Consider the following 14,574-nt stretch of genomic DNA (forward strand, 5'->3'; position numbering starts at 1 on the left):
ACGATGCGACGAGACGTGCTCCTCACGCAGATGGTGTCGCGCCTCACGAAGGCGCTCGGCCCGAAGCTCGAGAGCGTCGTGCTCTACGGGCCCGAAGCGCACGGCGACACCTATCGCGAGGTGAGCCCACTCCACCTCATGATCGTGCTCGTCGATCTCGAGCCGGCGACGCTCTCGCTGCTGAACGATCCGGTGCACTGGTGGATCGCGCAGGAACAGCCGTGGCCGCGCTTCTTCACGCGCGCGCTGATCCGTGACTCGCTCGACGTGTTCCCGATCGAGCTCTTCGACATCCAGCGCCACCACCGCGTGCTGCACGGCAGTGATCCCGTGGTCGGGCTCGAGATCGATCGCGCGCACATGCGGATCCAGTGCGAGCGCGAGCTGCGCGAGAAGCTGATGCGGCTGCGCGAAGGGTTCGTGGAGTCGCGCGGCGCATCGAAGCCGCTGCGCCACTTGCTCGCGGCGTCGTACGTGAGCTTCGCGCCGGTGTGGCGCGGCTGTCTGCACCTGCTCGGCGAGCCCGTGCCGGTGCACGACGGCGAGGTGGTGCGCGCGCTGTGCGCGAAGCTCGGGCTCGACGTCGCATCGTTCGACGAGGTCGCGCGCATCGCGAGCGAAGCGGCGTCGTCGCTCGACGCGAGCGCCGTCTATGGTCGTTATCACCGCGAGATTGCGGAGATGGTCGCGCGCATCGACCAGCTCGTGATCGGCGCGGGAGGGGAAGCGAGATGAGCAGAACGTGGATCGTCTTGGGCGTCGTGGTGCTGCTCGTGCTGGGCATCGCGGCGATGGGCGTGGGCCAGTACAACGGGCTCGTGCAGGCGCGCGAGGGCGTCGACGCGTCGTGGGCCCAGGTCGACAACGTGCTGCAGCGGCGCGCGGATCTGATCCCGAACCTCGTCGAGACGGTGCGCGGATATGCGTCGCACGAGCGCGAGATCTTCACCGCCGTCTCCGATGCGCGCAGTCGACTGCTCGGCGCGCGCGGCCCCGAGGACGCCGCGGAGGCCAGCCAGGCGCTCGACTCGGCGCTCGGTCGATTGCTCGCGATCGCGGAGAACTATCCGCAGTTGCGTGCGAGCGAGCAGTTCACGCGGCTGCAGGACGAGCTGGCGGGGACGGAGAATCGAATCGCGGTGGAGCGGCGCCGGTACAACGAGACGGTGCGCGACTACAACGCTCGCATCTCGACGTTCCCGACGAACCTGTTCGCAGGGATGTTCGGATTCCCGCGGCGCGAGTATTTCGAAGCGGACGCAGGCGCACGAGAGGTGCCGAGAGTCGACTTCGGCGGAGAATGAGAATTCATCGCAGAGAGCCGCAGAGGTCGAGAGAGAGAAGTTCTTCTCTGCGGTCCTCGGTGGCCCTCTGTGGTGAGCTCGATCCGGGCGTCACTCGTGCTCGTGGCCCATGCCGTCCCAGGGGCACTCGCCTTCGCCTTGGAAGTGGCCCTGGGTCTTCAGCTGCGCGACGACGTAGTCCCACGCGTCGTTCAGCGTGATCGGCGCGCCGCCGAGCTCGTAGCCCGCGAGGAGCTGGCCGAGATCGCTCGCGCCGATGCTCTCGAGATCGCTCTGGGTCACGGTGCCGTCCGCGTCGATGTCGGCGTTCGCGAGCCACTGGGCGCGACGCTCGATCACCGCCTCGGCGCCCATCGGGAACCCGTTGAAGAACAGGTGATCGCCGTGGATCGTGAAGTTCACGGCCGTCGTCGTGCCCTCGGCCACCACCACACCTTCGATGCCGGTGTCGCTCTCGCACGGGCCGAACACGGTCGGCGCGGGCACGCAGAGATCGAAGTCGATCTCGGTCGCGCTCGTGCACATCGTGTCGTCGCCGCCGATGCAGCGCTCACCGCTCGGGCTCGTGATCGTGCCGACGATCAGGTACGTGCACCCGCCCGCGACCATGCGGTCGAAGTCCGCCTGCGACACCGATGCATCGCGCGTCGCCTCGGCCGTGACCGCCGGCGTCGAATAGAACACCTCGGGCCACAGCCCCGTCGGCATGTCCTCGAACGTCGCGAGCGGAAAGCCGCCCTCGGGCACCTGCGCGAGATCGACGACCACCGCGTCGTGCGCGTGGAAGTGCCCGTCGCCGCCGCCCTCGACCTCGACGTCGCCGATCGCCACGACGTACTTGTCGAAGGTCACGCTCCAGCCGTCGACGATCGCGTCGTCGCCCTCGCCCGCGGGAATTCCCTCGGTGATCGTCTCTTCGGCCTCCAGCTGCACCTGGAGCGATCCCGTCGAGGTCCCGTCCTCGCCGCACGCCGCGAGCCCCGCCAGCGCCGAGAGGGTGAAGAGCATCCGCGCACGCATCATCGAGAGTCCTTTCGTCATTCGGGCGCTCCCCACGAGAGCGCAGGCAGCTCGCCCGCGGTCATCGCGAGCACGAGCGCGTCGTAGTCCGCATCGTCCTCCGGCGTGAGGACCACCGGGTCCTCGCCGTCCGCGGCGCGCGCCGCGAGCCGATCGAGATCGAGCCGCTGCCACCACGCGATCGGATCGACGCGCACCGTCAGCGCGTCGTCGCTCGACGTGATCTCGTGCTCCTCGACGCGCCGGCCTCGCACTACGATCACGCCGCGCGTGCTGGGCGCGATCGCGAGATCCGCGCGAACCTCGAACGCGCGTCCGTCCTCGTGCGTGACCTGCGCGACGAAGCGCGCCGAGTGCTCGCCATCGACGGCGCCCTCGAGCGGGCGCGCGCGCGTCTGGGTCGGGAGCCACGAGATCCCGTAGTCCCACATCGCCGAGCGCGCGGTGCCGGTGATCCCGAACGCGGTCCCGACCGACTGCGGCGAGGGATCGACACCGTCGATCGTGACCGCCGAGGTGAGCTCGAGGATCGCCGACTCGCAGTGCTCGGGAGACGCGCTCTCCGTCGTGCACAGATAGAGCGGCCCGAACGCCACGTCCGCGCGCGTCAGCGTCAGCGTCCAGCCGTCCGACGAGAACGACGGCTCACCGCCCGCCACGAAGAGCGGCACTTCGACGTACTCGCGCCCGGTCTCGGCACATCCCGCGAGCGCGGCGATCATCGCCGCGGCGATCCACCCGCGCGTCACAGCGTCACTCCGAGCACGACGTTGACCGTCAGCGGCGCGCCGGCCGCGAAATGACGCGCCGGAATGCGCGACGCGACCGAGTCGCGATCCCAATTCGACGCATACGAGTACTCGACCGACGCGTATCGCGAGTCGGTCAGATTGAGCACTTCGACGCTCAGATCGAGCGCGCTCCATCGCACCGACACCGATGCATCGAGGAGCCCGATCGCGTCCGCCTCCTGTCCATAGGGCAGCGGGCGCGGCGACAAGAACGAGAAACCGAGACCGACTCTGCCGGACAGCGGAATCCCGTCGATGTCGAACAACCGATCTCCGACCGAGAGATCGGCGCGCACCACCACCGGCGGCACGTAGGGCAGCGACTGGCCCTGTTCGTACGGAGGCGCCGGATCTTCGATCGACGGAGGCGGCGGCGCGTCGAGCGTCGCGTGCACGTACGTCACCGAGAGCGCGCTCGTGAGGAACGACCAGGGACGCGCCTCGACCCAGAGCGCACCACCGATGCGCGTGGTCGGTCCGAGCCGCTCGAGCCGCCCTTCGCGCGGATCGAACGCGGTGTCGTCGCTCACGTTCGTCAGGTAGCCCGACGCGTGGATGCGCACCTGATCGTGATCGCCGAGCACCACGCGCGCGCCGACATCACCCGAGCGCACCTTCGCGAACGGCGCGCCCTCGCCGTCCTGCAGCTGCCTCGCCTGCGGCGAGCGATAGCCCTCGCCGTACGCGATCGAGAGCACGAGATCGTGATCCACGCCGAGCGGCGTCACCTCGATCGCGGCGCGCGGGCCCGCGGCGACGCCGAGCGCGCTGCGACGGAACCCGATGATGTACGTCTCGCGACGGAACGCCGGGATGAAGTTCCCCAGGCGATCGTCGACGTCGTAGAAGAGCACGTCGGCGCGCGCGCCGCCGCGCAGGTGCACGTAGTCGGTGATGCACCAGTCGAGATCGAAGTACCCGCCGACGTCGAGCGCGCGAACACTCGCGTCGACGCGGCGATCCCACGTCTGGTTCTGCGGCGCTTCGATCAGGTTCTGCTGCTGACCGATCGAGTCGATGCGCCCGGTGAGCCCGACCTCGACGAACCCACGCGCCCACTCGAACGGCTGATAGAGCGGAGAGCGATATCGACCGCGCAGCCCGAGCGCGAGCACCTCGTTGCGCTGCTCGATCAGATCGCCGCGACCGACCCACTCGGGCTCGAATTCCGATCGTTCGGTGTATCCGGTGTAGTTCGCCTGCAGTCGGAAGTCGTGCCACTGCAGCCACGCGCCGAGCTCTCCGAACGATCCGCGCTCTCCGCGCATCTCGATCGAGCCCGCGAGGTGGGCGCGCGCCGCGAGCCCCGACTGCGCGAGCGCGCTCGGATCGTCGTAGACGCCGAGGAAACCGACGTCACCCTGCGCGACGTCGTCGCGCCGCAAGATCCCCGCGATCGCCGTACGCGCGGCCCAGATCGAGCCGTGCACGCGCCCGCGGATCGCGCCTTCGCCGAACACCACCTGCGCGAGCGCGCCGCCCGACTGCCCCGCTCGATTGCGACCGAAGCCGCTGGTGCGTCGATATTGCGCCGCGCCGAACGTCTCCTCGCGCTCGCCCTCGGGCGCCCAGAGGATCAGCGCGCGGAACGTGTCGAACGAGCCATAGCTCGTGCGGAATTGAATGCCACGCCGCGCGACACCGAGATCGAAGTCGATCGATCCCGCGGTCGCGAAGTCGCCCTGACGAGGATCGTAGACGCCCTCGGTCACGCGCAGCGAACGCACGACCTCGGGGATCACGAACCCGAGGTCCGCATAACCCTGCCCGTGGATGTGAGACGGCAGGTTGAGCGGGACACCGCCCATCGTGAGCTCGATGTCCTGGCCGTGCTCCGCGTCGAACCCTCGCAGGAAGATCTGCTGCGCGACCGCGTCGCCCTCGGGGCGCGCGACGTACACGCCGGGCGCGGTGTTGAGCATGTCCGCGCCATCGCGGTGCGGCGCGGCCTCGAGCACCTCGCGCCCGATGCGGTACTGGCTCGAGGCGCGCGGACGGCGCGACTCCTCGAGCGGATCGCTCACCGCGCGCGCCTCGAAGTGCGGCGGCGCGACCTCGGGCTCCTCGACGGGCTCGGGCGTGGGCTCGGGCGGATGATGCTCGTCGTGCTCGTGGCCGTGGGGATCGCCGGCGTGGGGATCGGGCTCCGCGACGCGCGTCGCGGGATCCGGCGCGTGGAAGCGCACGGCGAGGCGCGTGCGGCTGCGCACCGCGGTGTCGCCGCGCCGCGCGGGCTCGAAGCGCCACGACGTGACCGCATCGATCGCGGCCTGATCGAACTCGGGATCGCCGGGGTGCTCGACGTGCACGTCGCTCACCGTCCCGTCGATCTCGACCGTGACGTGCAGGTGCACGGTCGGCTCGATGCCGATCGTCGCGTGCGACTCGGGATAGTGGGGATCGGGCGACGAGATCAGCCGCGGCGGCGTCGCCGGCTGGGCCGGCGCCTCTTCCGCGGGCGGCGCCTCGTCGACGGGCGGCGCCTCGCCGACGGGCGGCGCCTCGTCGACCGGCCCAGCATCGGGCGGTGGCTGCACGCCCCCGTCGACGTCACCGCCGTCCTGCGCGCGCGCCGTGACGCCCGTCAGCGCCGTCGCCCACCCTAAGCCGATGGCGAGCGCGATCGCGCCGACTTCTCTCGCTCGGAACCCCAAAGCGCGGTGGGTCTATCGCAAGCAGGTTCCTTTCGCAACTCGATTGCATCTCCATCACGATCTCGTCAGCGGCCCTTGCGCGGCGACCCCGTTCGAGGCGAAAAACCGCGGATGACGAAGGTCGTGATCCTGGGCGGCGGGGTCGCGGGGATGAGCGCAGCGCACGAGCTCGCCGAGCGCGGTCTCGACGTCGAAGTGCACGAGATGCGCGCGATCGCCGGCGGCAAGGCGCGGAGCATCTGGGTCCCCGGCTCGGGCACCGGCGGGCGCCACGACTTGCCAGGCGAGCACGGCTTCCGTTTCTTCCCGGGCTTCTATCGCCATCTGCCCGACACGATGCGGCGCATCCCGTTCCCCGGGAACGTGAACGGCGTCGCCGACAACCTCGTACAGGCCACGCGCTTCCAGATCGCGCGCGATCACGGCGACGATCCGGTGCTCGTCGCGCGCTTCCCGCGCTCGCTCGACGAGTGGTACGAGGCCGTCCGCGCGATCCTCGAGGCGCGCCTCGGCATCCCTCCGCGCGAGGCGATCTTCTTCGCGATCCGCATCCTCGAGCTCCTCACGAGCTGCGACGAGCGACGCCTCGGCGAGCTCGAGAAGGTCGCGTGGTGGGACTTCACCCAGGCCGCGCGCATGTCGCTGCCGTACCGCACGTACCTCGTGATCGGCCTGACGCGATCGCTCGTCGCGATGCGCGCCGAGGAGGGCAGCACCCGCACCGTCGGGACGATCCTGATCCAGCTGCTGCTCGATCTGCTCGAGCCCGAGGGCACGCTCGACCGCCTGCTCAGCGGCCCGACGAGCGAGGTCTGGCTCGAGCCGTGGCGCGCGCACCTCGCGTCGCTCGGGGTCGCTTATCACACCGAGCACGAGGTCGTCGGCATCGACGTCGCGGGCGGCGGGATCTCGAGCGTCACGATCGAGAAGAGCGACGGCACGACGTTCACCACGACCGGCGACTACTACGTCTCGTGCCTGCCGGTGGAGCGCATGGTCGCGCTGCTCACGCCCGCGATGATCGCGCTCGATCCCGGGCTCGATCTCCTGCGGCGCCTCCAGACCGAGTGGATGAACGGCATCCAGTTCTTCCTCGCGGACGACGTGCCGCTCGTGCACGGACACACGATCTACGCGGACTCGCCGTGGGCGCTCACGTCGATCTCGCAGGCGCAGTTCTGGCGGCGATCGCTCTCGGGCTACGGCGACGGAACGATCCGCGGCGTGCTCTCGGTCGACGTGTCGGACTGGGAGACGCCCGGCATCCTCTTCCACAAGCCCGCGAAGGAGCTCGCGACGAAGGACGAGGTCAAGGACGAGGTGTGGGCGCAGGTGCTGCGCTCGTTCAGCCCCGAGGTGGCGAGCCGCCTGTCGGGGTCGATGCGCTCGTGGTTCCTCGACGACTCGATCGTCTGGCCCAACCCGAACACGGTCGAGAACCTCGAGCCGCTGCTCGTGAACACGATCGACTCGTGGCGCGATCGCCCCGAGTCGAAGACGCGCATCCCGAACCTCTTCCTCGCGTCCGACTACGTCCGCACGCACACCGATCTCGCGACGATGGAGGCCGCGAACGAAGCGGCGCGTCGCGCGACGAACCACGTGCTCGACGCGATCGCGTCGCCGGGGCCGCGCTGCGGCGTGTGGCCGCTCGAAGAGCCCGCGTGCTTCGTGCCTTTCAAGGTCGTCGATCAGTGGCGATATCGGCAGGGTCGACCGAACCTCTTCCACCGATGCGGGTGACCCGATGACGATGACCTGGGGCCGAGGCGCGGTCTCGCAGAGCGACGTGGAGGCGTTCGCGCGGCGCATCGAGGTCGCGCCGAGCGATCGCGCGATCATCGTGAAGGCGCTGCTCGACTTCCCGAGCGACATCCAGTCGCGCGGCATGTTCTTCGACGGGCTCGTGAAGGCACTGCGCGCGCATGTCGGTCCGAGCGCGGCGACGCGCATCGTCGCCGAGGCGGAGATCCCGCGCACGACGCACTCGTTCACGCTCTACGCGCACCGCGACTTCTACAAGCTCTTCTTCTACGCGGCGCCGCTGCTGCACCCGGGTCGTCCGCTGCCCGACGCGATGCAGGCGATCGCGGAGACGTTCTACCCGGTGTTCCGCGAGAGCATCGTGGGCCGCACGATGTCGGTGCTGATGGGCAGCGATCCCGCGGGCATCCTCGGGCGGCTCGTCGAGGCGTACACGCTCTCGGTGCAGGGCAACCAACACGCGCTCGAGATCACGGGCCCGAGCAGCGCGGTGTGGCGCGCGCTGGCCGAGCCCGTCCCGATGTACCCGAGCGTGTTCAAGGGCATCGTGATCGGCACGATGCGCTCGCACGATGCGCCGATTCCTCGCATCACCGTGCGCTCGGCGACGATCGAAGGCGCGAAGCTGCGCTGCACCTTCGACGTCGAGTGGTGATCACTCCGCCGGCTGCTGCTGCTGCTGGCACTCGGCGCGGACGCGCCCGTTCTGCTCGAGCCCGACGCGGTACGACGTGCCCGCGCACTGCGAGATCGACGTCGCGGTCGCGTCGGCGTTCGACGCGTCGACCGTCGCGGGCAGCTCGCTGCGGCGCTGGTTGGCGCACTCGGTCATCGCGAGCGAGAAGAGCTGCGCGCACTCGGACTCGTCGACCATGAAGCACTGGCGCAGCGGCGCGTCGTCGGCGTTGCAGAGCGGCGCGGTCGCCTGGCGCGCGAGCTCGGCGACGAACTCGTCGAGCGTCATCGACTCCGCCTCGCTGCCCGCGGTCTCTGTCTGCTCTTGCTGCGCGGGCTCGCTCGACGAGCCTCCGCCGCAGCCGGCCGCGAGGATCGAGACGAAGAGCGCGGCGCGTCGAAGGACGGAGCTCGAGAAGATCGACATGTCGTAGGCCTCCAGGGCGCCGACGATACGCGACGATCACTCGAGACGCACCGGGGCCGCATCGGGAGGTGGATCGCCGAACACGCGATCGAGCGGGCGATCCGTCGTCGCGCTCTCGCGCGTCAGCCGCGCGGCGCGCACGCGATCGAGCCGGAACCAGCGGCCCGCCTCGCGGGTCCTGCACCACGCGAGCAGCCACCAGTGCCCGTGGGTGCGCGCGAACGCGAGCGGCTCGACCGCGCGATCCTGGTCGTCGTCGCCGTAGTCGAGGTTCACGACGCGCCGCAGGCGCAGCGCCTCGTCGAGCACCTTCGCGCTGCGATCACGCGCCGACGTGACGCCCGAGCGCATCCACACGCGCGCGGCGAGCGCCTTCGCGTCGGCGCACTGTTCGCGCGTCATCGCCCCGAGCACCTTGGTGAGCGCGGCGCGGCCTTCGGCGCGGAACGGCGCGCCCGGCTCGGCGGCGAGCGCGATCGCGATCGCAGTGGCCTCGCCCGCGGTGAACGTCAGCGGCGGCAGGCTCGCCGAGCGCGCGAGGCGATAGCCGCCTCCGCACCCTTCGTCGGCGATCACCGGCACGCCGGCTTCGACGAGCGCGGCGATGTCGCGCTTGATGGTGCGCGTCGAGACCTCGAAGCGCTCCGCGAGCCAGGTCGAGCTACGACCCTGCCGCCGGAGCTCTTCGGCGAGCGCGTAGAGCCGATCCGTGCGGTTCACGGCGACAACGGTGACATGACGGTGCCATCGCGCACGCCACGATGCGCGTCATGAGCCACGTCGTCGTCTTCCACTCTGCCCTCGGTCTTCGTCCTGCGATCACGCGCTTCGCGGATCGATTGCGCGCCGCGGGCCACACCGTCACCACGCCGGACCTCTACGACGGAGAGGTCTTCGACACGCTCGAGGAGGGCGTGGCCAAGCGCGATGCGCTGGGCATCGGCGAGCTGATCCGTCGCGCGCTCGTGGCCGTCGAGGACGTGCCGAGCGACGCGCTCTACGTCGGCTTCTCGATGGGCACCGGCGCGGCACAGCTGCTCGCGGCCACGCGACCGGGCGCGCGCGGCGCGGTGCTGCTCCACGGCGCGCTGCCGATCGAAGCGCTCGAGCTCGACGCGTGGCCCGCGTCGGTGCCGCTCCAGATCCACGTCACGACCGGCGATCCGTGGGTCGACCCGAGCGCGGTCGACGATCTCGCCGCGCGCGTGCCCTCGATCGAAGTGCATCGATACATCGGTGAACAGCACCTGTTCACCGACGAGGGCTCGCCCGAGCACCTGCCCGACGCGGCGCGCGCCGCCGAGCGCGAGACGCTGCGCTTCCTCGCGCAGCGCTGAAACGCGAAGAGCGCCGCCCCTCTCGCGAGGGTGCGGCGCTCTCTCGGGATCACGATCGCGAGCTCAGCGCGTGTGCTGCGCCTTCTCGCGCTCGAGCAGCTCCTTGTAGCCGACCGAGTAGCGCGTCCACGGGCGCAGCTCGAGGCGCTTGAAGCCGATCGGCTCGTCGGTGCCCTCGCAGAGCCCGTACTCGCCCGAGCGCATCTTCTCGAGCGCCGCCTCGATCTCGATGAGCAGCTTCCGCTCCTTGTCGGCGAAGCGGAAGAGCCACGCCTGGTCGGTCGAGCGCTGCGCGATGTCGATCTCGTCCGCGAGCACGTCGCCGTCCTCCAGCGCCTCGCTCACGTGACGATCGAAGCCGCTGAGCACGCGGTTCCGCTCGTCGATGAGCTTCTGGTAGAGGCTCTGGATCTCCTTCGTGCTCAGCTTCGCGTCGGGGTGCGCGCGCACCTGCGAGGCGTCGGGGATCGGCTGGTTGTTCGACATCGTGCCCGCAGCCGAGCGCTCCGTCTTCGCGGGGGCCGGCTTGGCCGCCGGCTTCTCGACCGCAGGCGCAGCGGCGGCAGCCGGCTTCGCCGCCGGCTTGGCGGGACGCTCGGAGGCGCTCGCCTTCGTCGTCGTCGTCGCGGCCGTCTTCTTCGCTCCGCTCTTCTCGGTCGTGCGTGCCTTCGCCATTGGATTCCCCTCTACTCGATCACGGTCGCACTTCGTTCACGGTCGTGCTGCGGGAGACCGCAGCACGAGAACTCTGGGCAAGGCCCCTACGGCAATGCGAACCCCGCGCCGCGGAGCATCGAGCTCACCGCGAGAAGCGGGAGCCCCACGATCGCCGTCCAGTCGTCTCCCTCGATGCGATCGAACAGCGCGATCCCGAGGCTCTCGACCTTGTAGCTGCCAGCGCAGTGGCTGGGCTCATCGGCCGCCACGTAACGCCCGATCTCGTCGCCAGCAAGAGGACGCATGGCCATGCGATGAACGCTCGTGCGCACCTCGCTCGCGTCGTCCTGCACGAGCGCGACCGCGGTGACGAGACGGTGCTCCCGCCCTGCGAGCCGCGCGAGCTGGGCCGCCGCGCGCTCGGGCGACCCGGGCTTTCCGAGCAGCTCGCCGTCGAGCTCGACCACCTGATCGGAGCCGATCACCACGGCACCGGGGCGCACGCGCGCCACGCTCTCCGCCTTCGCGAGCGCTCGGAGCTGCGCGGTCTCCGCCGCGCTGGGGCCCGCGATCGCGTCCTCGTCGCACACTGGCGCGACGGCCTCGTAGGGGAGGCGGAGACGATCGAGCAGCGCGCGGCGTGCAGCGGACGTCGATGCGAGCACGAGGGGCCGCCCCGAAGGCATGGCCGCGGAAGGTCGCATAGGAGGGGACCCGATGCAACGGGGGCCCGGGCTCGGAGGGGCCTCAGCCGCAGCCGTTGCAGGTGCCTCGGACCTGGACCTCGACGGTGCCGCTCCGGAACGACTTCGGCGCGCCCTTCACCGGGTTCAGCGTCACCGCGCCCTCGGGCAGACACGCGACCGTGCCGCACCCGGTGCACACGAAGTGCGGGTGGACCTCGTCGATCGGGTGCTCGACCTTCGTCGTGAGCTCGAAGCGCCAGAGGTGATCGCCGAGGTCGGTGCGGCGCACCAGCCCGGCCTCGGTGAGATCGGCGAGGTTGCGATAGACCGTCGCGCGATCGAACCCCGCGTCGGCGAGCCGATCGCACACCTCGGCGTGCGAGAGCGGACCGCCCGCGTCGATCAGGCACTGGAACACCGCGGTGCGCGCCGCGGTCGCGCGCAGGCCTGCATCACGCAGGAGCGCCTTGAGCTCACCGCTCTTGCGCGGTGCTTTCGTCGCGACGGTCGCCACGACGTCGAGGCTAGAGCCCGGACCGAGCTGACGCAACAGCAACACCGTTGCAGGTGCGACCGCGCGTCACGGCTCGCACGCGAGCTGCGCCTGGTCGGCGATCACGCCCACGAGGTCGAGGTTGCCCGCGGCGAAGTCCGGCAGCAGCAGCGCGGCGCCGCCGGTGCGCTCGGGCAGCGCGACCGCGTCGCGATACGGCGTGTGGAACCCCTGGCCCACGTCGGGGCTGCGCCCCGCGCCGCAGCTCTCGCCCGTGCCGGTGCGGGTGAGCGCGATCATCCGCACGCTCGCGTCCTCCATCGCCTCGCCGACCTCGGCGTAGGTCGACTGCACGACGATGCCGCCTCCGAACGGACCGCTGAGCACGGTCGGGCGCTCGGCGAAGGTGTCGTCGGTCACGTGCACGAGGAGGCGCGCCGCGCCCGCGCGCCACGGACAACCGCGCGTCGCGAGCATGAGCGCGTCGAGCGAATTCTCCGGGCAATCCGTGTTGTACGTCTCGCTCACCGGGCTGCGGTTGTCCTCGGAGCGCACGCGCCAGAGCTCGAGCTGGTCCTGCAGCGCGCTCACGTCGAGCGGCGCGCACTCCTCGACCGCGAGCGCGTCGTCGACGAACACGACGAGCGAGACGCGCGCGCTGGGATCGAGCGCCTGGAGGCGCTCGATCAGCGCGCTCGACGCGTCACGCAGCGCGGCGAGCGTCGGGCCCATCGAGCTCGACACGTCGACGCTGAGCACGACGTCGATCGGTCGTACGCAGATCGCTCCGTCCGGGAGCGGCGCCGCATCGACGGGCCCGGCATCGGCGCCGGCGTCGCTCGACAGGCAGAACACGTACGCGCGGCACGCCGGATCGTCGCAGTCGACGAGATCGTCGTCGTCGTCGTCGCGCCCGTTGCTGCACGCGTCGAGCGTGCTCTCGCCCTCGGCGTCGTCCTGATCGCACGCGCCGAGCAAGGGCGCGGCCAGCACGAGCGAGCAGAGAACGAAGGCGCGGAGCATCACGAGGGGCGCGAGCATGACGCGGCGCCGGTGTGCGCGCTATCGTGCGCGCGCCGTGACGACGCTGGCGCGATGGCTCGAGGCACGTGGCGCCTACCGCGACGTCGTCGCGTGGGCCGAGCCCTTCGGCGACGACTGGAGCGCGGCGTGGACCGCGTGCCCGCGCGGCGACTGGCTGCTCGCGATCGCCGCGACGCTCGAGACGACCGATCGCCGCGCCCTGGTGCGCGCGGCGTGCGCGTGCGCCGAGCTCGCGCTCGAGGCCGTCGACGATCCGAGCGCGCGCGATGCGCTCACCGCCGCGCGCGTTTGGTGCGACGGCGCCGAGGCGCCCGATCCCACGGCGCTCGAGGCCGCGTTCGCCATCCCGGGCGACCCGGCGATCCAGAGCGCGCAGGCGGCGGCCCTCGCGACGCTCGCGACGATCCGTGATCCCCGCGAAGCGCCGGGCGCAGCCGCTGCCGCGGTCCACGCCAACGCGCTGGCGACCGGCGAGTGCGCGCTCGACGCGGTCCTCCGCTACGCCCACGCGACGACCGCGGACCGGGTGCGCGCCTTCCTCCCTGCGCCGGTCGCTGCGAGGGGTTGACGAGCGACCCACGCGCGAACGAGCCTACCTACCCATCTCGGATCTCGGATGAATCGCACCCTCCTCATGCTCTCGGCGGCGCTCCTCGCGATGGGCGTCCTGGTCTTCTGGATGTACCAGGACCAGTTCCGCGCGGAGGAGGCCGGTGGCCAGGCGATCGAGGTGGTCGCGGCAGCGATCGACATCGAGCTGGGCCAGCCGGTGCGCGCCGAGTGGCTGACCACGAAGGAAGTCCCGCAGAGCTACCTCGAGGAGCGCCACATCCGGGCCGACGGGATGCGCGATCTGATCGGGCTTCCGCTCGCGCAGTCCGTGCACGCCGGCGAGGCGGTGCTGCGCACCGATCTGAGCGCGATGTCGGACGCGCGTCGCACGCTCTCGGGCACCGTCCCGACGGGCCAGCGCGCGGTGACGATCATGGCGCGTCCGACGTCGACGTTCGGCGGGCTGCTGCGCCCCGGCGATCGCGTGGACGTGCTGCTCACGGTCGGCAGCCGCGAGCTGCCCGACACCTGGCGTCAGGTCGTCGTGCTCGAGAACATCCTGGTGCTCGCGGTGGGCCAGGAGTTCGAGATCCGGGAGGCGGTCGAGGCCCCGACGACCGGCGGCTCGCGCGGCGACACCCGCGACGTGCGCTTCGGCCGCGCGACGAACATCACGCTGCAGGTGACGATCGAGCAGGGCGCGCTGCTCACGATCGCGCGCCAGCGCGGCGGGCTGAGCCTGCTGCTGCGCAACCCGAACGACATCCAGGTCGGCGGCGAGCACCCCGACATCGTCGCGGCCGACGTGCTCGACGCGACGCGACGCGCGCGGTTCCTCCGCCGCACGATCGCAGTGGCGGCGCCGCCCGCGCCTCCGCCCGCCGAGGGCGCACCGACCGCGCCGGGCACCGAGCCCGCGGCCCCGACCGCTCCGACCGCTCCGACCGCTCCGACCGCCCCGGCTGCGCCCGCGCCCGCAACGCCCTGATCGTCGGCGACGCGCACGATCTCGCTCCGTCCGCGGGAGGAAATCGTCCGGCGCGACGAATATCGTTCCGTGGTTCCCGTCCGACACGCGCCGCCGGCCCGCTCGTTCGTGACCGCGAGACGTCGGCTCGCCACCATCGCGTCCGAGGAGGGGTCCCATTTCCGACGAGCCGGCGAAGAAGC

Annotated in this window: 16 protein-coding genes; 7 read left to right on the top strand and 9 right to left on the bottom strand. The window is 71.0% G+C overall.

Annotated features, from left to right (window positions below; genetic code table 11):
- The first annotated feature begins 3 nt into the window (after positions 1-3).
- On the top strand, positions 4-735 hold the full coding sequence (locus DB32_RS41275) for a thioredoxin domain-containing protein (protein ID WP_157070295.1): 732 nt from the start codon (positions 4-6) through the stop codon (positions 733-735).
- Positions 732-1,304 carry a LemA family protein gene (locus tag DB32_RS41280; protein WP_053238156.1) on the top strand — a complete coding sequence of 191 codons (573 nt, stop codon included), beginning with the start codon at positions 732-734 and terminating at the stop codon, positions 1,302-1,304. Before DB32_RS41275 ends, DB32_RS41280 begins: the two co-directional genes overlap by 4 nt.
- A gap of 90 nt (positions 1,305-1,394) precedes the next feature.
- Here DB32_RS41280 and DB32_RS41285 read toward each other — a convergent pair whose 3' ends face one another.
- Genes DB32_RS41285 through DB32_RS41295 form a run of 3 tightly spaced genes read right to left on the bottom strand, consistent with a single transcriptional unit; the run spans position 1,395 to position 5,769 of the window.
- Positions 1,395-2,345, bottom strand: a complete 951-nt coding sequence (locus DB32_RS41285; protein ID WP_053238157.1) for a hypothetical protein — start codon at positions 2,343-2,345, stop codon at positions 1,395-1,397.
- Positions 2,342-3,073, bottom strand: coding sequence for a hypothetical protein (locus DB32_RS41290; RefSeq protein ID WP_053238158.1), 732 nt, complete (start codon positions 3,071-3,073; stop codon positions 2,342-2,344). Before DB32_RS41290 ends, DB32_RS41285 begins: the two co-directional genes overlap by 4 nt.
- On the bottom strand, positions 3,070-5,769 hold the full coding sequence (locus DB32_RS41295) for a TonB-dependent receptor domain-containing protein (protein WP_053238159.1): 2,700 nt from the start codon (positions 5,767-5,769) through the stop codon (positions 3,070-3,072). Before DB32_RS41295 ends, DB32_RS41290 begins: the two co-directional genes overlap by 4 nt.
- 111 nt (positions 5,770-5,880) lie before the next feature.
- Here DB32_RS41295 and DB32_RS41300 point away from each other — a divergent pair, with 111 nt between their 5' ends.
- Both DB32_RS41300 and DB32_RS41305 read left to right on the top strand, forming a co-directional pair.
- Complete coding sequence (locus DB32_RS41300; RefSeq protein ID WP_053238160.1) at positions 5,881-7,512, top strand: hydroxysqualene dehydroxylase; 1,632 nt, start codon at positions 5,881-5,883, stop codon at positions 7,510-7,512.
- Positions 7,513-7,522: 10 nt separating this feature from the next.
- Positions 7,523-8,188, top strand: coding sequence for a TIGR02265 family protein (locus tag DB32_RS41305; RefSeq protein WP_169791722.1), 666 nt, complete (start codon positions 7,523-7,525; stop codon positions 8,186-8,188).
- Here the strand turns inward: DB32_RS41305 and DB32_RS41310 are convergent, their stop codons facing one another.
- Both DB32_RS41310 and DB32_RS41315 read right to left on the bottom strand, forming a co-directional pair.
- On the bottom strand, positions 8,189-8,635 hold the full coding sequence (locus DB32_RS41310) for a hypothetical protein (protein WP_053238162.1): 447 nt from the start codon (positions 8,633-8,635) through the stop codon (positions 8,189-8,191).
- A 36-nt stretch (positions 8,636-8,671) separates the two neighbouring features.
- Positions 8,672-9,355 carry a helix-turn-helix transcriptional regulator gene (locus tag DB32_RS41315; protein WP_053238163.1) on the bottom strand — a complete coding sequence of 228 codons (684 nt, stop codon included), beginning with the start codon at positions 9,353-9,355 and terminating at the stop codon, positions 8,672-8,674.
- Positions 9,356-9,405: 50 nt separating this feature from the next.
- On the opposite strand from DB32_RS41315, the gene DB32_RS41320 reads away from it, so the two are divergent.
- Positions 9,406-9,972 (top strand): dienelactone hydrolase family protein, encoded by a 567-nt coding sequence (locus tag DB32_RS41320; RefSeq protein WP_075098161.1) that lies wholly within the window; start codon positions 9,406-9,408, stop codon positions 9,970-9,972.
- 63 nt (positions 9,973-10,035) lie between these two features.
- On the opposite strand, the gene DB32_RS41325 is transcribed toward DB32_RS41320, so the two are convergent.
- The 4 genes from DB32_RS41325 to DB32_RS41340 form a co-directional block, all read right to left on the bottom strand.
- Positions 10,036-10,647 carry a TraR/DksA family transcriptional regulator gene (locus DB32_RS41325; RefSeq protein ID WP_053238165.1) on the bottom strand — a complete coding sequence of 204 codons (612 nt, stop codon included), beginning with the start codon at positions 10,645-10,647 and terminating at the stop codon, positions 10,036-10,038.
- A gap of 86 nt (positions 10,648-10,733) precedes the next feature.
- On the bottom strand, positions 10,734-11,315 hold the full coding sequence (locus tag DB32_RS41330; protein ID WP_205627127.1) for a Maf family protein: 582 nt from the start codon (positions 11,313-11,315) through the stop codon (positions 10,734-10,736).
- A 61-nt stretch (positions 11,316-11,376) separates the two neighbouring features.
- Complete coding sequence (locus DB32_RS41335; RefSeq protein ID WP_053238167.1) at positions 11,377-11,829, bottom strand: Fur family transcriptional regulator; 453 nt, start codon at positions 11,827-11,829, stop codon at positions 11,377-11,379.
- A gap of 66 nt (positions 11,830-11,895) precedes the next feature.
- Positions 11,896-12,849 carry a hypothetical protein gene (locus tag DB32_RS41340; protein WP_053238168.1) on the bottom strand — a complete coding sequence of 318 codons (954 nt, stop codon included), beginning with the start codon at positions 12,847-12,849 and terminating at the stop codon, positions 11,896-11,898.
- A 37-nt stretch (positions 12,850-12,886) separates the two neighbouring features.
- Between DB32_RS41340 and DB32_RS41345 the strand changes: the two genes are divergently transcribed.
- Together DB32_RS41345 and cpaB are read left to right on the top strand one after the other, a co-directional pair.
- Positions 12,887-13,420: a hypothetical protein gene (locus DB32_RS41345; RefSeq protein WP_157070299.1), complete on the top strand. Its 534-nt coding sequence runs from the start codon at positions 12,887-12,889 to the stop codon at positions 13,418-13,420.
- A gap of 48 nt (positions 13,421-13,468) precedes the next feature.
- Positions 13,469-14,392, top strand: a complete 924-nt coding sequence (cpaB, locus tag DB32_RS41350; protein ID WP_053238170.1) for a Flp pilus assembly protein CpaB — start codon at positions 13,469-13,471, stop codon at positions 14,390-14,392.
- Positions 14,393-14,574: the final 182 nt, after the last annotated feature.

This window comes from Sandaracinus amylolyticus, assembly GCF_000737325.1.
Taxonomy (GTDB): Bacteria; Myxococcota_A; Polyangia; order Polyangiales; family Sandaracinaceae; genus Sandaracinus; species Sandaracinus amylolyticus.

What these genes read in the sequence shown, in the direction of transcription:
- DB32_RS41300 (WP_053238160.1), top strand. Translation starts at nt 5,881, where the DNA reads ATGACGAAGGTCGTGATCCTGGGCGGCGGGGTCGCGGGGATGAGCGCA.
- DB32_RS41340 (WP_053238168.1), bottom strand. Translation starts at nt 12,849, where the DNA reads ATGCTCGCGCCCCTCGTGATGCTCCGCGCCTTCGTTCTCTGCTCGCTC.
- DB32_RS41275 (WP_157070295.1), top strand. Translation starts at nt 4, where the DNA reads ATGCGACGAGACGTGCTCCTCACGCAGATGGTGTCGCGCCTCACGAAG.
- DB32_RS41305 (WP_169791722.1), top strand. Translation starts at nt 7,523, where the DNA reads ATGACCTGGGGCCGAGGCGCGGTCTCGCAGAGCGACGTGGAGGCGTTC.
- DB32_RS41325 (WP_053238165.1), bottom strand. Translation starts at nt 10,647, where the DNA reads ATGGCGAAGGCACGCACGACCGAGAAGAGCGGAGCGAAGAAGACGGCC.
- DB32_RS41330 (WP_205627127.1), bottom strand. Translation starts at nt 11,315, where the DNA reads ATGCCTTCGGGGCGGCCCCTCGTGCTCGCATCGACGTCCGCTGCACGC.
- DB32_RS41280 (WP_053238156.1), top strand. Translation starts at nt 732, where the DNA reads ATGAGCAGAACGTGGATCGTCTTGGGCGTCGTGGTGCTGCTCGTGCTG.
- DB32_RS41320 (WP_075098161.1), top strand. Translation starts at nt 9,406, where the DNA reads ATGAGCCACGTCGTCGTCTTCCACTCTGCCCTCGGTCTTCGTCCTGCG.
- cpaB (WP_053238170.1), top strand. Translation starts at nt 13,469, where the DNA reads ATGAATCGCACCCTCCTCATGCTCTCGGCGGCGCTCCTCGCGATGGGC.
- DB32_RS41310 (WP_053238162.1), bottom strand. Translation starts at nt 8,635, where the DNA reads ATGTCGATCTTCTCGAGCTCCGTCCTTCGACGCGCCGCGCTCTTCGTC.
- DB32_RS41285 (WP_053238157.1), bottom strand. Translation starts at nt 2,345, where the DNA reads ATGACGAAAGGACTCTCGATGATGCGTGCGCGGATGCTCTTCACCCTC.